General features: G+C 57.2%; 9 protein-coding genes. 2 read left to right on the top strand and 7 right to left on the bottom strand.

Annotation, left to right across the window (positions count from 1 at the left end; translation table 11 throughout):
• Positions 1-8: 8 nt before the first annotated feature.
• The 5 genes from astD to BM035_RS17090 form a co-directional block, all read right to left on the bottom strand.
• Entirely contained in the window at positions 9-1,484 is a 1,476-nt protein-coding gene (gene astD, locus BM035_RS17110) for a succinylglutamate-semialdehyde dehydrogenase (protein WP_092033298.1), read from the bottom strand.
• A complete protein-coding gene (gene astA, locus BM035_RS17105; protein WP_092033296.1) occupies positions 1,472-2,572 on the bottom strand; it encodes an arginine N-succinyltransferase in 1,101 nt (366 codons plus the stop codon). The genes astD and astA overlap by 13 nt, the downstream gene beginning before the upstream one ends.
• A 61-nt stretch (positions 2,573-2,633) precedes the next feature.
• A complete protein-coding gene (locus BM035_RS17100) occupies positions 2,634-3,653 on the bottom strand; it encodes an arginine N-succinyltransferase (RefSeq protein WP_092033293.1) in 1,020 nt (339 codons plus the stop codon).
• A gap of 9 nt (positions 3,654-3,662) precedes the next feature.
• Positions 3,663-4,877, bottom strand: a complete 1,215-nt coding sequence (locus tag BM035_RS17095) for an aspartate aminotransferase family protein (RefSeq protein WP_014578271.1) — start codon at positions 4,875-4,877, stop codon at positions 3,663-3,665.
• A gap of 99 nt (positions 4,878-4,976) precedes the next feature.
• Positions 4,977-6,437 (bottom strand): exonuclease domain-containing protein, encoded by a 1,461-nt coding sequence (locus tag BM035_RS17090; RefSeq protein ID WP_092033290.1) that lies wholly within the window; start codon positions 6,435-6,437, stop codon positions 4,977-4,979.
• A 280-nt stretch (positions 6,438-6,717) separates the two neighbouring features.
• On the opposite strand from BM035_RS17090, the gene BM035_RS17085 reads away from it, so the two are divergent.
• The gene (locus BM035_RS17085; RefSeq protein ID WP_092033288.1) at positions 6,718-7,527 is read left to right on the top strand and encodes a porin; all 810 of its coding nucleotides are present in this window, start codon (positions 6,718-6,720) and stop codon (positions 7,525-7,527) included.
• Between the two features lie 244 nt (positions 7,528-7,771).
• On the opposite strand, the gene aceF is transcribed toward BM035_RS17085, so the two are convergent.
• Both aceF and aceE read right to left on the bottom strand, forming a co-directional pair.
• Entirely contained in the window at positions 7,772-9,436 is a 1,665-nt protein-coding gene (gene aceF / locus BM035_RS17080) for a dihydrolipoyllysine-residue acetyltransferase (protein WP_092033284.1), read from the bottom strand.
• A 10-nt stretch (positions 9,437-9,446) separates the two neighbouring features.
• Entirely contained in the window at positions 9,447-12,110 is a 2,664-nt protein-coding gene (gene aceE / locus BM035_RS17075) for a pyruvate dehydrogenase (acetyl-transferring), homodimeric type (RefSeq protein WP_014578275.1), read from the bottom strand.
• 661 nt (positions 12,111-12,771) lie between these two features.
• On the opposite strand from aceE, the gene BM035_RS17070 reads away from it, so the two are divergent.
• A complete protein-coding gene (locus BM035_RS17070; RefSeq protein WP_053113029.1) occupies positions 12,772-14,136 on the top strand; it encodes a KamA family radical SAM protein in 1,365 nt (454 codons plus the stop codon).
• The last annotated feature ends 36 nt before the right edge of the window (positions 14,137-14,172 follow it).

Below are 14,172 nucleotides of genomic sequence, written 5' to 3'. Positions count from 1 at the left end.
GGGTTCCGTTAATCGAAATTGAGGCCGGGTGCCAGAGACTCTGGCATCTCACTCTTGCCGGCCTCCAGAGAAGCCATGGGCCAGGCACAGTAGTCGGCAGCGTAGTAGGCGCTCGGGCGATGATTGCCACTGGCGCCAACACCACCAAAGGGCGCCGCGCTGCTGGCGCCGGTCAGCGGCCGGTTCCAGTTCACGATACCGGCGCGCACTTCTTCCACCAGCCGTTCATAGAGTTTCCGGTCGTCCGTCAGGATGCCCGCTGACAGCCCGTAGTGAGTATCGTTCGCCAGTGCCAGTGCATCATCAAAGCTCTTGTAGCGATACACCTTCAGCAAGGGGCCAAAGAACTCTTCATCGGTCACGTCCAGACCTGTGGCATCCACGATAGCAGGCGACAGCAGGCCGGTTCCGGACTTCAGGGACTTCATCTCCAGCAGGGATTTGCCGCCCTTCTCAAGCAGGCTGGCCTGGGCCGCCAGGAGTTTTTCGGCGGCCTCCGCGGAAATCACGGAGCCCATAAACGGCTGCGGATCGGCATCGAACTCGCCGACCTTGATTCGGGCGGAGACTTCCACCAGCCGGTCGATGAACGCGTCACCTTTCTTGCCCTTGGGTACCAGCAGGCGACGTGCACAGGTACAGCGCTGACCGGCCGACAGGAAGGCCGACTGCAGGGCATGGTGCACTGCACCATCCACATCAGCCACATCCTGAACGATCAGCGGGTTGTTGCCGCCCATCTCCAGGGCCAGGATTTTCTCAGGCTGGCCACCGAACTGTTTGTGCAACAGATGACCCACGGTAGAACTGCCGGTAAAGAACAGGCCGTCAATCAACGGGTGGCCGGCCAGGGATTTGCCCGTGGCAGAAGCGCCCTGGACGAGGTTGATCACTCCATCGGGAATGCCGGCCTTCTCCCAGAGTTTTACCGTCAGCTCGGCGACCCCCGGGGTCAGCTCACTCGGTTTGAACACCACCGTGTTACCGGCGAGCAAAGCCGGCACTATGTGGCCATTCGGCAAATGCCCTGGAAAGTTGTAGGGGCCGAAAACCGCAACGACCCCGTGGGGCCGGTGCCTGAGCACGGCGTGACCACCGGCAACATCGGATTCAGATGTCCCGGTACGGTCGTTGTAGGCTTTCACGGAAATGCCGATCTTGCCGATCATCGCCGCCACTTCCGTGCGGGATTCCCACAGCGGCTTGCCGGTCTCCAGGCCAATCTGGTGTGCCAGCTCTTCCTTGTGAGCCTCAAGCAGTTCACCAAAGGCTTCAACAACGGCCTGGCGTTCGGCAAAGCTCTTGCGCTGCCACTTCACAAAGGCATTGCGGGCTTCACGAACGGCCGCATCCACATCCTCCAGATTGGCGCTTTCGCCATCCCAGAGTGTTTCACCGGTCACCGGCTGGACAGATTCGAATACCGGCCCGTGGCCCGGTAGCCAGAGCCCGTCGATAAACAGTTCACCCGTCAGCTTTGCCATTTCGATGCACCTCCCGGTACTGAGCTTCTATAACTATGTTTGGTCAGCAGCCCCGAGTCTTTCAAGGGGGCCAGGCGAACCGGATCGCCAGATTCAATCTGCAAGGCTTCGGCAACTTCAGGTGGCAGGCTGACGGTATCCGGTCCGATACAATCTATCGGCACGGTAGTCACCCGGAAATCCCGGAATGAGCGGTTCGAAACCATGACCCGCTCCTCAGATGGAACGTCCAGGTTGACCGGTTTGCGAGTGACCGTGGCGTGCCGGTTCATGCCTTCGCGAACCGTCCGGACATTGTGAACGAAGGCTTCAACCACGGGCCCGCCATCAAATATGTCTACCAGTCCGTTGAAGTTGAACCCCTCGGACTGAAGCATCCGGAGTGCCGGAGCGGTGTTGTCATGGACCCGGCCGATCACGGCACGTGCGGAATCCGGCAACATGGACAGGTATATCGGATACTTGGGCATCAACTCGGCAATAAACGACTTGTTGCCCAGCCCCGAGAGCATGTCCGCTTCGCTGAACTCCATGTCGAAGAATTTGGTTCCCAGCGCGTCCCACAGAGGGCTCCGGCCGTTGGCATCCGACACGCCCCGCATTTCCGCGAAGATTTTTTCCGAGAAGTGTTTGCGGAATTCATCCAGGTACATGAACCGGCAGCGGGAAAGCAGCAGGCCGCTGCCTCCGCCTTTGTACTCATCGGAGAGCAGCAGGGAGCAGATTTCGCTGGTATCGGTCATGTCGTTTGACAGATGCAGCGTTGGAGTCCGCACGTGCACACCCAGCTCTTTCGAGGCATTGACGGTGACGCTCAGACGGTAATTGTAGAAAACTTCATCCAGACCAACGCGAGCCTGGATACCGCTGATACCGACCGTTTTCTTGCGTTCGGTATCCTCCAGAGCGAAGAGATAGAGCCCTGCTTCCGGTGCAATGCGCTGGTTGAAGGTTTCACGGGCGTGATTGATCTTCTTCTGCAGCAGCTCGCGATCCGCCGGCAGGGTGGTCAGCCCCTTCCCGGCGCTTTGGGCCATGGCATACAGGTCGTCCAGATCGTTTTCCTGCAACGGGCGAATTACCAGCATGGTGTCGCCTCCGTGATCCCGGCGGATTGATACGTAACTGCGTCCTCGGTGCCCGAATAGGTCATAGCGGCGCGATCCTTACCCGGTCACCCGCGGTCCGGTTCAGCGTATGCCAGGTCGAGACCGGCACCTTGAGTTTGTCGTCCAGTGTTTCGGCGACCGGTGTCAGGGTGCAGCGAAACTGTTCACCCTCGCCGGCGGCAATGAGACAGGTTTCGCCGGTGTCCTCGTTGGTCCCATGAAGTTCCTTCGGGTGACTGGTCACGAGGGTTTTCAGGCTGTCGGTACGAGCTTCAAGAACCGGACCGGCATCAAAAATGTCCAGATAGTTTCCCGGCTGGAACCCTTCCCGCTGGAGCAACTCAAAGTTGGGTACAGTAATCTGGTGCGGCTGACCCATCGCCTTCTGGGCCGATTCACTCAGCAGCGTCACGTAAATGGGATTGGGCGGCATGAGCTCTGCGATGAAGGTTTTACTGAGCTGCCCGGAGTACTGGTCCGCCGTTTCAAAATCCATATTAAAGAAATGCCGGCCAAGGCTGTCCCAGAAGGGCACGCTCCCGTCGTCCAGCTGAACGCCCTGGATTTCCACGGCCATACGCTGGGCAAACCATTCACGGTGATCAGCAATAAACAGAATCCGGGCCCGCGACAGCAACTCGAACGCATCCGTGCCCTGCAGCCCCGGGCGGATCGAGAAAGAGCACAGCAGCGATACATCGGTCAGCGAGTGGGAGGGGTACAACACCTCCACACGGCGGGACACTCCCAGTTCATGGGAGGCATGGATCAGGGCATCCCGCCGGTAACTGTAAAAAGGCTGGCCATTGCCGGCATGGGCATCGATACCGGCCGTGCCGGCGATGTCTCCGGTCTCAGTGTCCTCAAGCACGAACAGGAACCTGGGAGGGTCATCCTCTGCGCTGATCCGGCCGGCAAACGACGCCAGGGACTGCTCGATCTTGTAGGCCAGGGCGTCGCCCTGTTTGGGCAGGGTGGAAGAAAGACGGGCACACTGGGTGCCCGCAATGGCGAGAATCTGGTCCAGATCATCCGGCTCAGCCGGACGTACCAGCCACATAAGATCTCCTTAGGCCGTCAGTTTTTTCACTGCCGCTTCGAAACGCTCGAGGGCTAATTCAATGTCCGGTTCCGGGATAATCAGGGATGGCGCCAAACGAATCACGTTTGCGCCGGCCACCAGAACCATCACGCCCTCTTCCAGCCCGGCGTTCAGGAAGTCCTTGGCCTTGCCCTGCCATTTCTCGGTGAGCACGCAACCGAGCAGCAGGCCGGCACCGCGCACTTCGGTGAACACGCCGTAGCGTTCGCCAATATCCATCATGCCCTTGCGGAGCTTGTCGGAACGGGCTTTCACACCCTTGAGAATCTCCGGCTGGCTGACGGTATCCACTACCCGCTGCGCCACGGCGCAGGCCAGTGCGTTACCGCCGTAGGTACTACCGTGAGTACCGACGCCCAGGCTGGCTGCAACCTTGGCCGTGGTCAGCATGGCTGCGACCGGAAAACCGCCGCCAAGCCCCTTGGCACTGGAGAGAATATCCGGCACCACGCCATACATCTGATAGGCGTAGAAGTGGCCACTTCGGCCAACGCCGGACTGAACCTCATCAAACACCAGCAATGCGTCATTTTCGTCGCACAAATCTCGCAGCCCCTGAAGGAATGCCTGGTCGCCGGGCATAACACCACCCTCACCCTGAATGGGCTCAACCACGATGGCACAGGTTTTCTCCTTCGAGATCAGTTTCTTCACGGATTCCAGATCGTTGAACTCGGCATGGTGAATGCCGCCGGGTGCCGGCTCGAAACCTTCCAGGTACTTGGGTTGGCCGCCTACGCTCACGGTAAACAGGGTGCGCCCGTGAAACGAATTCTTGAACGAAATGATCTCGTTCTTCTCTTTACCGTGATGCTCCCAGGCGTACCGACGGGCCAGCTTGAACGCCGCTTCGTTGGCCTCGGCTCCGGAGTTGGCGAAGAACACGCGCTCGGCAAAGGTGAGGTCACACAGAGTTTTCGCCAGACGCAGGGCGGGTTCGTTAGTCATCACGTTGGACAGGTGCCAGATTTTCTCAGCCTGATCGTGCAACGCGCCCACCAGCCCCGGATGGGAATGGCCCAGGCAGGTCACTGCGATGCCGCCCTGGAGATCGATGAACTCGCGGCCTTCCTGATCCCAGATCCGGGAGCCCTCTCCTCGCACCGGAATGATGGAACCGGGAGCGTAGTTGGGCACCATGACTTCATCGAACAGTTCGCGGCTGACGGGTTCTTTATTCATAAATCTCTCTCGGGAAAGCGGCTAAGCAATTAAAAATAGTTGAGTGGCCGCACCAAACAAGTAAGTAGGTGTGCGGACTCTTGCACCATAATACGCCACTCACGGCATAAGAACATCCGGTTCCCCGATGGCAGGCAATTCGATCACCTGCTGCCGTTCGTGCCCGCCCTTTTCTCTGTCCATGAGGGCGCCGATCAGAAGTTTGTAGGAATCCAGGTCAAAGGTGACTGCCTGGCCACTGAGTGAGAGATCCGCCAGTTCCTCCTCTTCATGGAGGGTGGCTACATGCATCCAGTTATAAACCACCAGGATGTCCGTGCGCCCGGACCGCTCATCCCGCTCAACGATCCCGACCGGCCCTTTCCAGGGCCAGGTTTTCAGTCGCAGGCCGTGGAAGGCAATCTGCACCCTGAGGTTATAGCGCTCGACATTCTCGAGTTCCTCACAGGCGCCCTTGCAGCGCCCCAGTGCGCGCTGGAAACAAGGACCCTCGTGCTCCGGCTCCAGGCCGAGTAGCCGGTTGCACAATTCATTCTTGACCGCGATGCCGCTCAATGCCCGCTCGGCATCCCGCTTGCTGCGAAACAACCCGAAATAGTCCCCCAACCGGTGGGGCTCGATTTCACGAACCAGGCGCGCCTGGAGATACCCCGCCTCGTTTTTCGACAGCTCAATGCTCACCAGATTCTTGGCCGCCCGGGAGCGACGGTTGAACAGAGGCTTCAGGGTCTTGATCTGCTTGAGTTCCAGCAGGAGCGCGCCAAGCTCGCCGGCAGTTTCCGTCCACTCAACACGGCGCAGACTCTCGGACATTCTTACACCACGGGCAGAGTTATGATCGCCGGAAAAGTGCGAGGCCACCCGCTGGGCAATATTGGTGCTTTTGCCCACATATAGAAGTACATCGTTTTCGCCGTAAAACCGATATACCCCAGGGCCCCGGGGCAGGTCCTGAAGCGTATCCGACGGAAGGTGGGAAGGAATACTCGGCCGTTGCAGCAGCTCTCGGAGAGCCTTATCTAACTTCCCGTCGCCTTTTTCCGAACGTGCATGCTCAAAGAACGCAAGCATGGCGGACACATCGCCCATGGCCCGGTGGCGCTGAACCCGGGCAAGGCCATGGCGGGCAATCAGCGCGTCCATGTTATGCCGCCGGAATTCCGGATACAGCCGCCGGGAAAGCTTTACCGTACACAACACCTTCGCTGAGAACAGGCGCCCCAGTCTGCGGAATTCGGATTTGATAAAACCGTAATCAAAGCGGGCATTGTGAGCGACAAACACCTTGCCCTTGAGTTGCTCCTCCAGCTCATCCGCCACCTCTTCAAACAACGGGGCATCGGCGACCATTTCATTGGAAATGCCGGTAAAGTTCTCGATAAACGGGGATATCCGCGTTTCCGGATTCAGCAGCGTCTGCCACTCACCCACCACCTCGCCGGCCTGCCAGAACCGGATACCAATCTCGGTAATCCGGTCCCGGGCTGAATTACCGCCGGTGGTTTCAATATCAAGAAACGCGAACGTGGCTGACTCAATAACTGTACTTTCGGACGTCATGGAACAACTTTACGCCTCATTGGCAACTGCAGATGTCTGTATATGAACGAAAAGCTGTTATAGACATTCGTCTAATTTCTGCATGAATTTATTTAAATTGTCACGAATTCGTAACTACCTTGTTTTTGGGTCCAACAACAAAAATGTGTAGAGACAACAACGATGCAAAGCAACAAACTGAGATTGACAAATCGACGAAGAAATTTCTAACGGCGGTCGCGCCGGTAACTTTGCCAAAATCACAAAAGGCGACGCTGACACAGCCGACGGCCATTTTGGCATGGACGCAAATACCAGCCGTGTCGGTCTTTCTGTGGTTAATCCGGAAGGGGTCAAAGTTGTTGTCGAATTCGACTTCAGCAATAGCGCCAGCCTTGATCCGCGCCTGCGCCACGCTTATGGCGAATACAACAATGTCAGAATTGGTCGGTACTGGTCCAACTGTAACTCCTGGGTCGGCAACACTGCTAACGTGGACTTCGATGGCGTTCCGGGTACTGCTGGTGCACAAGACCGTACCGAGCAAATCACCTACATGAACGGCCCGCTCTCCGTTTCACTGGAGAATGCTATCGACTACGGCGGAGTAGTAGGCGTAGCTCCGGTTCTTACACTTCAACCCGACGGAACGCAACAGCTAGAGCCAACACCGGGCCAAGATAGAGGCACCGTCGCCAGCTCTCCTGCACTGACTGCAAAGTTTGAAGATTCACAGGGTGGATTTTCTTACGCAGCAGCCGTCATGGCCAAGCAAACAGCTTACGACACAGGTTCGGCCGATGATTCAGCCATCGGTTTTGCCGGTTTCCTGGCTGGTAAAATTGCCATTACCGATATGATCTCAATCCAGGGTGCGATCAACTATGCAGATGGCGCCAATGCGTATGTATATCGCGCGGGTAGCAACTTTGCCGGAGCAGACGCAGCAACCACGACTGAGCAGAACACGTCCATGTATATCAACTATATGTGGAGCCCGGTTGATAAGGTTAGCATGGGCGTACAGTTCGAGAATCTGGAAACTGAAAGCCAAGGCGGAGCCGACGGCGACGCAAATCGTCTCATGTACGTAGCACAATACAGCTTCTAATCCTTCCGTTAGAAGTTAGTTAACTCAGCAGAAACCCCGGCTCCGGCCGGGGTTTTTGTTTGTGCGAAAAAGCGATCAGGAAAGAGCCAGAACGACAAAGGCCGGTGCGGCTTTTCAGAACTGTAGAGGGCCAGGGATGGCCCGAAACAAGCGCACAGGGATGTGCTTGTAGCGTGTTCTGAAAAGCCGCACCGGCCTTTGTCGCGCCACCCAACCCTCAGGCTGGGTGACAACTAGCTTGATATCACAACAGAAGGGTACGAATGTCCCCAAGAAGCTGACTGAGCACCGTGGTAAACCGGGCTGCATCGGCCCCATTCACCGCGCGGTGATCATAAGACAGAGACAACGGCAGCATCAGGCGGGGCTGGAACTCCTTGCCATCCCAAACCGGCTTCATCGCCGCCTTGGACACCCCAAGAATCGCCACCTCAGGCGTATTCACAATCGGCGTAAACGCGGTACCGCCAATACCACCCAGACTGGTGATGGTAAAACAGGCACCCTGCATCTCTGCCGGCTTCAACTGCTTGTCCCGGGCTTTCTGGGCAAGCTCGGCGCTCTCGGCAGCAAGCTCCCACAAGCCCTTCTTGTCCACATCCTTGATAACCGGCACCATCAGCCCGTTGGGCGTATCCACCGCAATCCCGATGTGAATGTACTTCTTGCGAACCACCTCCTTGCGCTCCATGTCCAGAGACACGTTGAACTGGGGCAGTTCTGCCAGCGCCGTGGCACAGGCCTTCAGCAGGAACGGAAGCGGCGTCATCTTAACGCCCTTCTTCTCGCCGGCTGCCTTCTGGGCCTTGCGGAAATCCTCCATATCGGTGATGTCCGCATCCTCGAACTGGGTGACGTGAGGCACGTTAAGCCAGCTGCGCTGCATGTTGTTGGCCGTGGCGAACATCATCCGCGACATGGCCTCACGCTTCACTTCACCAAACTGGCTGAAGTCTGGCAGCTTGACCCCGGGGATACCGGAGCCGGTGGCAACACCGCTACCCTGCTGAGCCTGCTTTAACTGGCTCTTCACATAGGCGTGGACATCGTCCTTGATAATCCGGCTCTTCGGGCCAGAGCCCTTGATGCGGGCCAGATCGGCACCCAGCTCACGGGCCAGCTTGCGAACAGCAGGGCCAGCATGGACCTTCGCGCCAGGCGTGGGCGGCTCATAGGTTGCACCCTGAGGTTCAGGGGCAGACTCTACTTGCTGCTTTGGCTTCTCTTCGGACTCGGGCTCCGACTTCGCTTCCTTCGCCGGTTCTTCAGACGCCGGCTCGGAGTCGTCTTCCGATTCGCCGCCCTCTTCCTGAACGGTCATCTCCAGCAGCTCATGGCCCTCGGAGAGCTTGTCACCCTCGGACACCAGGATCTTGCCCACCTTGCCCGAGTACGGCGAGGGAATCTCCATGGTGGCCTTGTCTGATTCCACGGTAACCAGCGGATCGTCAGCCTCGATGGTATCGCCTTCGGCAACATTGATTTCGATCACCGGAACATTATCGAAGCCATCCAGCGCAGGAACCTTCACGGTCTCCTTGCGTGAGCCCCCGGAAGCCTTCTTCGGCGCCGGCTTGCTCTCTTCGGATTTCTCCTGCTTCTCGGCTTCGCTCTTTTCCTCGGCTTTTCCTTCCGGCTCTTCCTCGGAATCGTCAGAGCCACCACCATCGGCACTGGCTTCCATCATCCCCACGACGTCGCCTTCCTTGACCTTGTCGCCCACCTTAACGGTGATCTTGGTGATCTTGCCGGCACCGGGCGACGGCAGCTCCACCGAGGCTTTGTCTGACTCTACGGTCAGAATCGGATCTTCTGCTTCAACCGAATCCCCTGCGCTGACGGTGATTTCGATAACCTCGACCTCATCCGCACCGCCGAGATCCGGAACCTTGATTTCCTGTTCACTCATGGCGGTCTCCTTAGCTCAGCACCGGGTTCGTTTTGTTGCGATCGATTCCGTACTTGCGCATGGCTTCGAGAACCACATCGTTCTTCACCTCACCGTCCTTGGCCAGAGCTGACAGCGCCGTGACTGTTACGTAGTAACGGTCGACTTCAAAGAAGCTGCGCAGCTTTTCCCGGGTGTCGCTGCGGCCAAAGCCGTCTGTGCCCAGGGTCAGGTAGGTTTTCGGGATGAACGCCCGGAGCTGCTCGGAGTGCAGCTTGATGTAATCGGTGGAAGAAACCACTGGCCCGGTCTGCTTCTCCAGGCACTGGGTAACATACGCCTTTTTCGGCTTGTCATCCGGGTGCAGGCGGTTCCAGCGCTCTACGTGCAAGCCTTCACGGGCGAGCTCGTTGAAGCTGGTAACACTCCACACATCGGAGGCAACACCCCAGTCGTCTTTCAGCATCTGGGCGGCAGCACGCACCTCGTTGAGGATAGCGCCCGCACCAAGCAACTGAACCCGAGGCGTCTTCTTGTTGCCCTTGGTTTCAACAGACTCGAACTTGTACATGCCCTTGATAATGCCGTCTTCGCAATCCTTGGGCATGGCAGGCTGTTCGTAGTTCTCGTTTTCGATGGTCAGGTAGTAGAAGACGTTCTGGTTATCCTCGAACATCTCCTTCATACCCTTGCGGAGCACGACCGCCATTTCATAACCATAAGCCGGATCGTAGGCTTTACAGTTCGGAATGGTGTTGGCCAGCACGTGGCTGTGGCCGTCCTGGTGCTGCAGGCCTTCGCCGTTCAGGGTGGTCCGGCCGGCGGTACCGCCGATCAGGAAACCACGGGCCTGGATGTCACCGGATGCCCACGCCAGATCGCCAACTCGCTGGAAACCGAACATGGAATAGAAGATGTAGAACGGAATCAACGGGAAGTTGTTGGTGCTGTAGGAGGTCGCTGCCGCCATCCACGCTGCCATCGAGCCGTCTTCGTTGATGCCTTCCTCGAGAATCTGGCCCTTCTTGTCTTCCCGGTAGTACATGATCTGATCACGGTCTTCCGGAACGTACTTCTGCCCCTCGGCGGTGTAGATACCGAGCTGACGGAACATACCTTCCATACCAAAGGTACGGGCTTCGTCGGGCACAATGGGTACCACGCGCTTGCCGATACGCTTGTCCTTGGTCAGGGCTGTCAGGATACGGACGAAGGCCATCGTGGTGGAGATCTTCCGGTCGCCGGAGCCTTCCAGTACCGCTTTGAAGATATCCAGATCAGGGATCTGCAGCGGCTGGCAATCCTTGCGGCGCTTGGGATAGAAACCACCCAATTCCTGCCGGCGCTTCTTCATGTAGACGATTTCCGGGCTATCCGGCGCTGGCCGGTAGTAGGGAACGTCCTTGAGCTCCTCATCCTTCAGCGGCACTGCAAAGCGGTCGCGGAACGATTTGAGCTGCTCGATATCGAGCTTCTTCAGAGAGTGGGCGGTATTCTGCGCCTCGCCGGCCTCACCAAAGCCATAGCCTTTGATGGTATGAGCCAGTATGACGGTCGGACGCCCACCGTTCTTATTGATGGCATGATGGAAGGCTGCATAGATCTTGTAAGGATCATGGCCACCCCGGTTGAGCTTGTTGATCTCCTCATCCGACAGGTCCTCAACGAGCTTGGCTGTTTCGGGGTACTTGCCGAAGAAATTCTTACGGGTATAGGCCGGGCCATTACTCTTGAAGTTCTGAAGGTCGCCGTCACAGACCTCGTCCATGACGCGCTGCATCTTCCCTTCTTTGTCCCTCTCGAACAGGGGATCCCAGTGGCGACCCCAAACGACCTTCAACACGTTCCAGCCGGCACCGCGGAAGACACCCTCAAGTTCCTGGATAATCTTGCCATTACCACGGACTGGGCCGTCCAGACGCTGAAGGTTGCAGTTAACCACAAAGATCAGGTTGCTGAGGTTTTCCCGGCCGGCCATGGAGATAGACCCCAGGGTTTCCGGCTCGTCACACTCGCCGTCACCGACAAAGCACCAGACCTTGCGATCGCCCATCTCGATGAGCTCCCGGCTGTCCAGGTACTTCATTACGTGGGCCTGATAAATGGCCTGAATCGGGCCCAGACCCATGGAAACCGTGGGGAACTGCCAGTAATCCGGCATCAACCAGGGGTGCGGGTAAGACGAAAGGCCGGTGCCATCTACCTCTTCGCGGTACTTGTCGAGATCTTTTTCATCGAACCGGCCTTCAAGATAGGAACGTGCATAGATGCCCGGAGATGAGTGCCCCTGGAAATAAACCAGATCGGATTCGCGCTTTTCGTCGCCACCATGGAAGAAGTAGTTAAAGCCAACATCGTAGAGGGTCGCAGCCGACGAGAACGAGGAGACATGGCCGCCAAGATCTCCGGGACGCTGGTTGGCGCGCATAACCATGGCCATGGCATTCCAGCGGATCAGGGAGCGAATACGGCGCTCCATGAAGAGGTCGCCGGGCATCGGCGCCTGCTGGGACACAGGAATACTGTTCCGGAATGGCGTGGTAATGGAATATGGCAGTTCGGTTCCGTCACGGCTCGCCCGTTCAGAGAGCCTCTCAAGAATGTATTTGGCCCGGTCTACGCCTTCGTTCTCGATCAGAGATTCCAGCGCGTCCAGCCATTCACTGGTTTCAATGGGATCATCGTCCTGGTACATCAAACCCTCCCCTTGGCATCAAAAAGTGCAGCGCCGCCACGATCAGCAGCCGGGCGCGTTGCGGTGTCGATAAGCTGCGATGAAATGCAGTGTTTTGTTGTGGGTATGTCAGCCTGACAGGTGTACCGGCTCCCAGTACACAGAACCTGTACAAAGCATAGAACAGCTTTCACACTTTTCCTGCCCGATCGCACCCGATTTACGGGCTTTTGGCCCCACGAATGATCGGTATGCCGATGAAGCGCGCGGATCAGCCAACCCATTTTGTCGTCTTTTTACTACATTTTTAACGCTAAATTCAATTTACACCCTATCCAAATCCATTTCAGGGGCGCTCTTTGCGGTTACTTACGGAAGAATGACCGTTTTTGGACCATCAGACAACCAGACTGCGACCAATGTCGTAGCATTCTTATCAACCGGAAAATTGATTACCACGCTAAACGATATCCTCGCCGCAATTCGCTACACATTCGCCGCCGTTAGCGATTTTTGTTGAATATTCTGAGCCTTCAACTCTTCTACCCATCTAATTTACCGGAACTTTTTAATTAGACCTGAAAATAATCCCCCGTTTATGTATACTCGCCTGCCTGATTTTTAACCACCGAAAAGTGGTCGGACCACTTTTTCCGTCATTGGCACCAACAGAGGGCGATCTATGAACTCCATCGTCACCTTTCCGAACCGGATTCCCACTACCGAGTTCGAGGAACGGCGTTTCAAGGTCTACACAGACCGCCAGCTCGACAAGATTGAAGTTATTCAGAATCTCCCTGAGGAGACGCTGTTTGAAATGAAGGTGGTAGCCAGCGTGCTACCGTTCCGGGTCAACGAATATGTGATCAATGAACTGATCAACTGGGACAAGGTTCCCAACGACCCGATCTATCAGCTTGTCTTCCCCCAGAAAGGCATGTTGAAAGAAGAGCATTACGAGCGCATGGCAACAATGCACCGGGAAGGTGCCGACAAAAAAGAGATCCAGGCGGTTGCCAAGGAAATCCGGGATGAACTGAACCCGCACCCGGCAGGCCAGATGGAAATGAACATGCCGGAGCTCGACGGTGAGGTGCTGGACGGCGTTCAGCACAAGTACCGCGAAACAGTGCTGTTTTTCCCGGCCCAGGGTCAGACCTGCCACTCTTACTGCACCTTCTGTTTCCGCTGGGCACAGTTTGTCGGTGACAAGGACCTGAAAATGGCCAGCACCGAAGCCGAGAAGCTCCACGGCTACCTGCAGGAGCACACCGAGGTAACCGACCTGTTGGTGACCGGTGGTGATCCAATGGTCATGAAAACCAAGAACCTGGTGCAGTATCTCGAGCCACTGCTGCAGCCCGAGTTCGACCACATCCAGACCATCCGCATCGGCACCAAGGCCCTCACCTTCTGGCCCTACCGCTTTGTGACCGACAAGGATGCGGATGAGCTGATCGATCTGTTCGCTCGTCTCGTGGACGCCGGCAAGCACGTGGCCATCATGGCCCACTACAACCACTGGCAGGAAATCACCACCGAGATCGCCGAAGAGGCCATCCGACGTATCCGCGCCACCGGCGCCGAGATCCGAGCCCAGGGCCCGCTGATCAAGCACGTCAACGACGATGCCGACGCCTGGGCAAAACTGTGGAAGAAGGAAGTGCAGCTGGGCATCATCCCCTACTACATGTTTGTAGAGCGGGACACCGGTGCCAAAAACTACTTTGAAGTACCTCTCGCCGAAGCCTTCCACATCTATCGGGAAGCCATGAAAAAGGTCAGCGGCCTGGCCCGGACCGCCCGCGGCCCCTCCATGAGCGCCGGCCCCGGCAAGGTGGAGATTCAGGGTATAACTGAAATCAACGGCGAGAAGGTGTTCGTCCTGCGCTTCCTGCAGGGTCGTAATCCGGACTGGGTTCAGCGCCCGTTCTTCGCCAAGTACAGCGAGACGGCCACCTGGCTACACGAGCTGGAACCGGCCTTTGGCGAAGAGAAGTTCTTCTTTGAAGATGAGTATGAAGCCATGAAGAGGGGCAACGGCTAAAGGCCGGCCCTGGCGTGATAAAAAGCGGCCCCAGTG

Origin of the sequence: Marinobacter sp. DSM 26671 (assembly GCF_900112835.1) — a bacterium.
GTDB lineage: Bacteria > Pseudomonadota > Gammaproteobacteria > Pseudomonadales > Oleiphilaceae > Marinobacter > Marinobacter flavimaris.
Note: the sequence above shows the minus strand (reverse complement) of the source record. Positions and strands in the feature narration are given on the sequence as shown.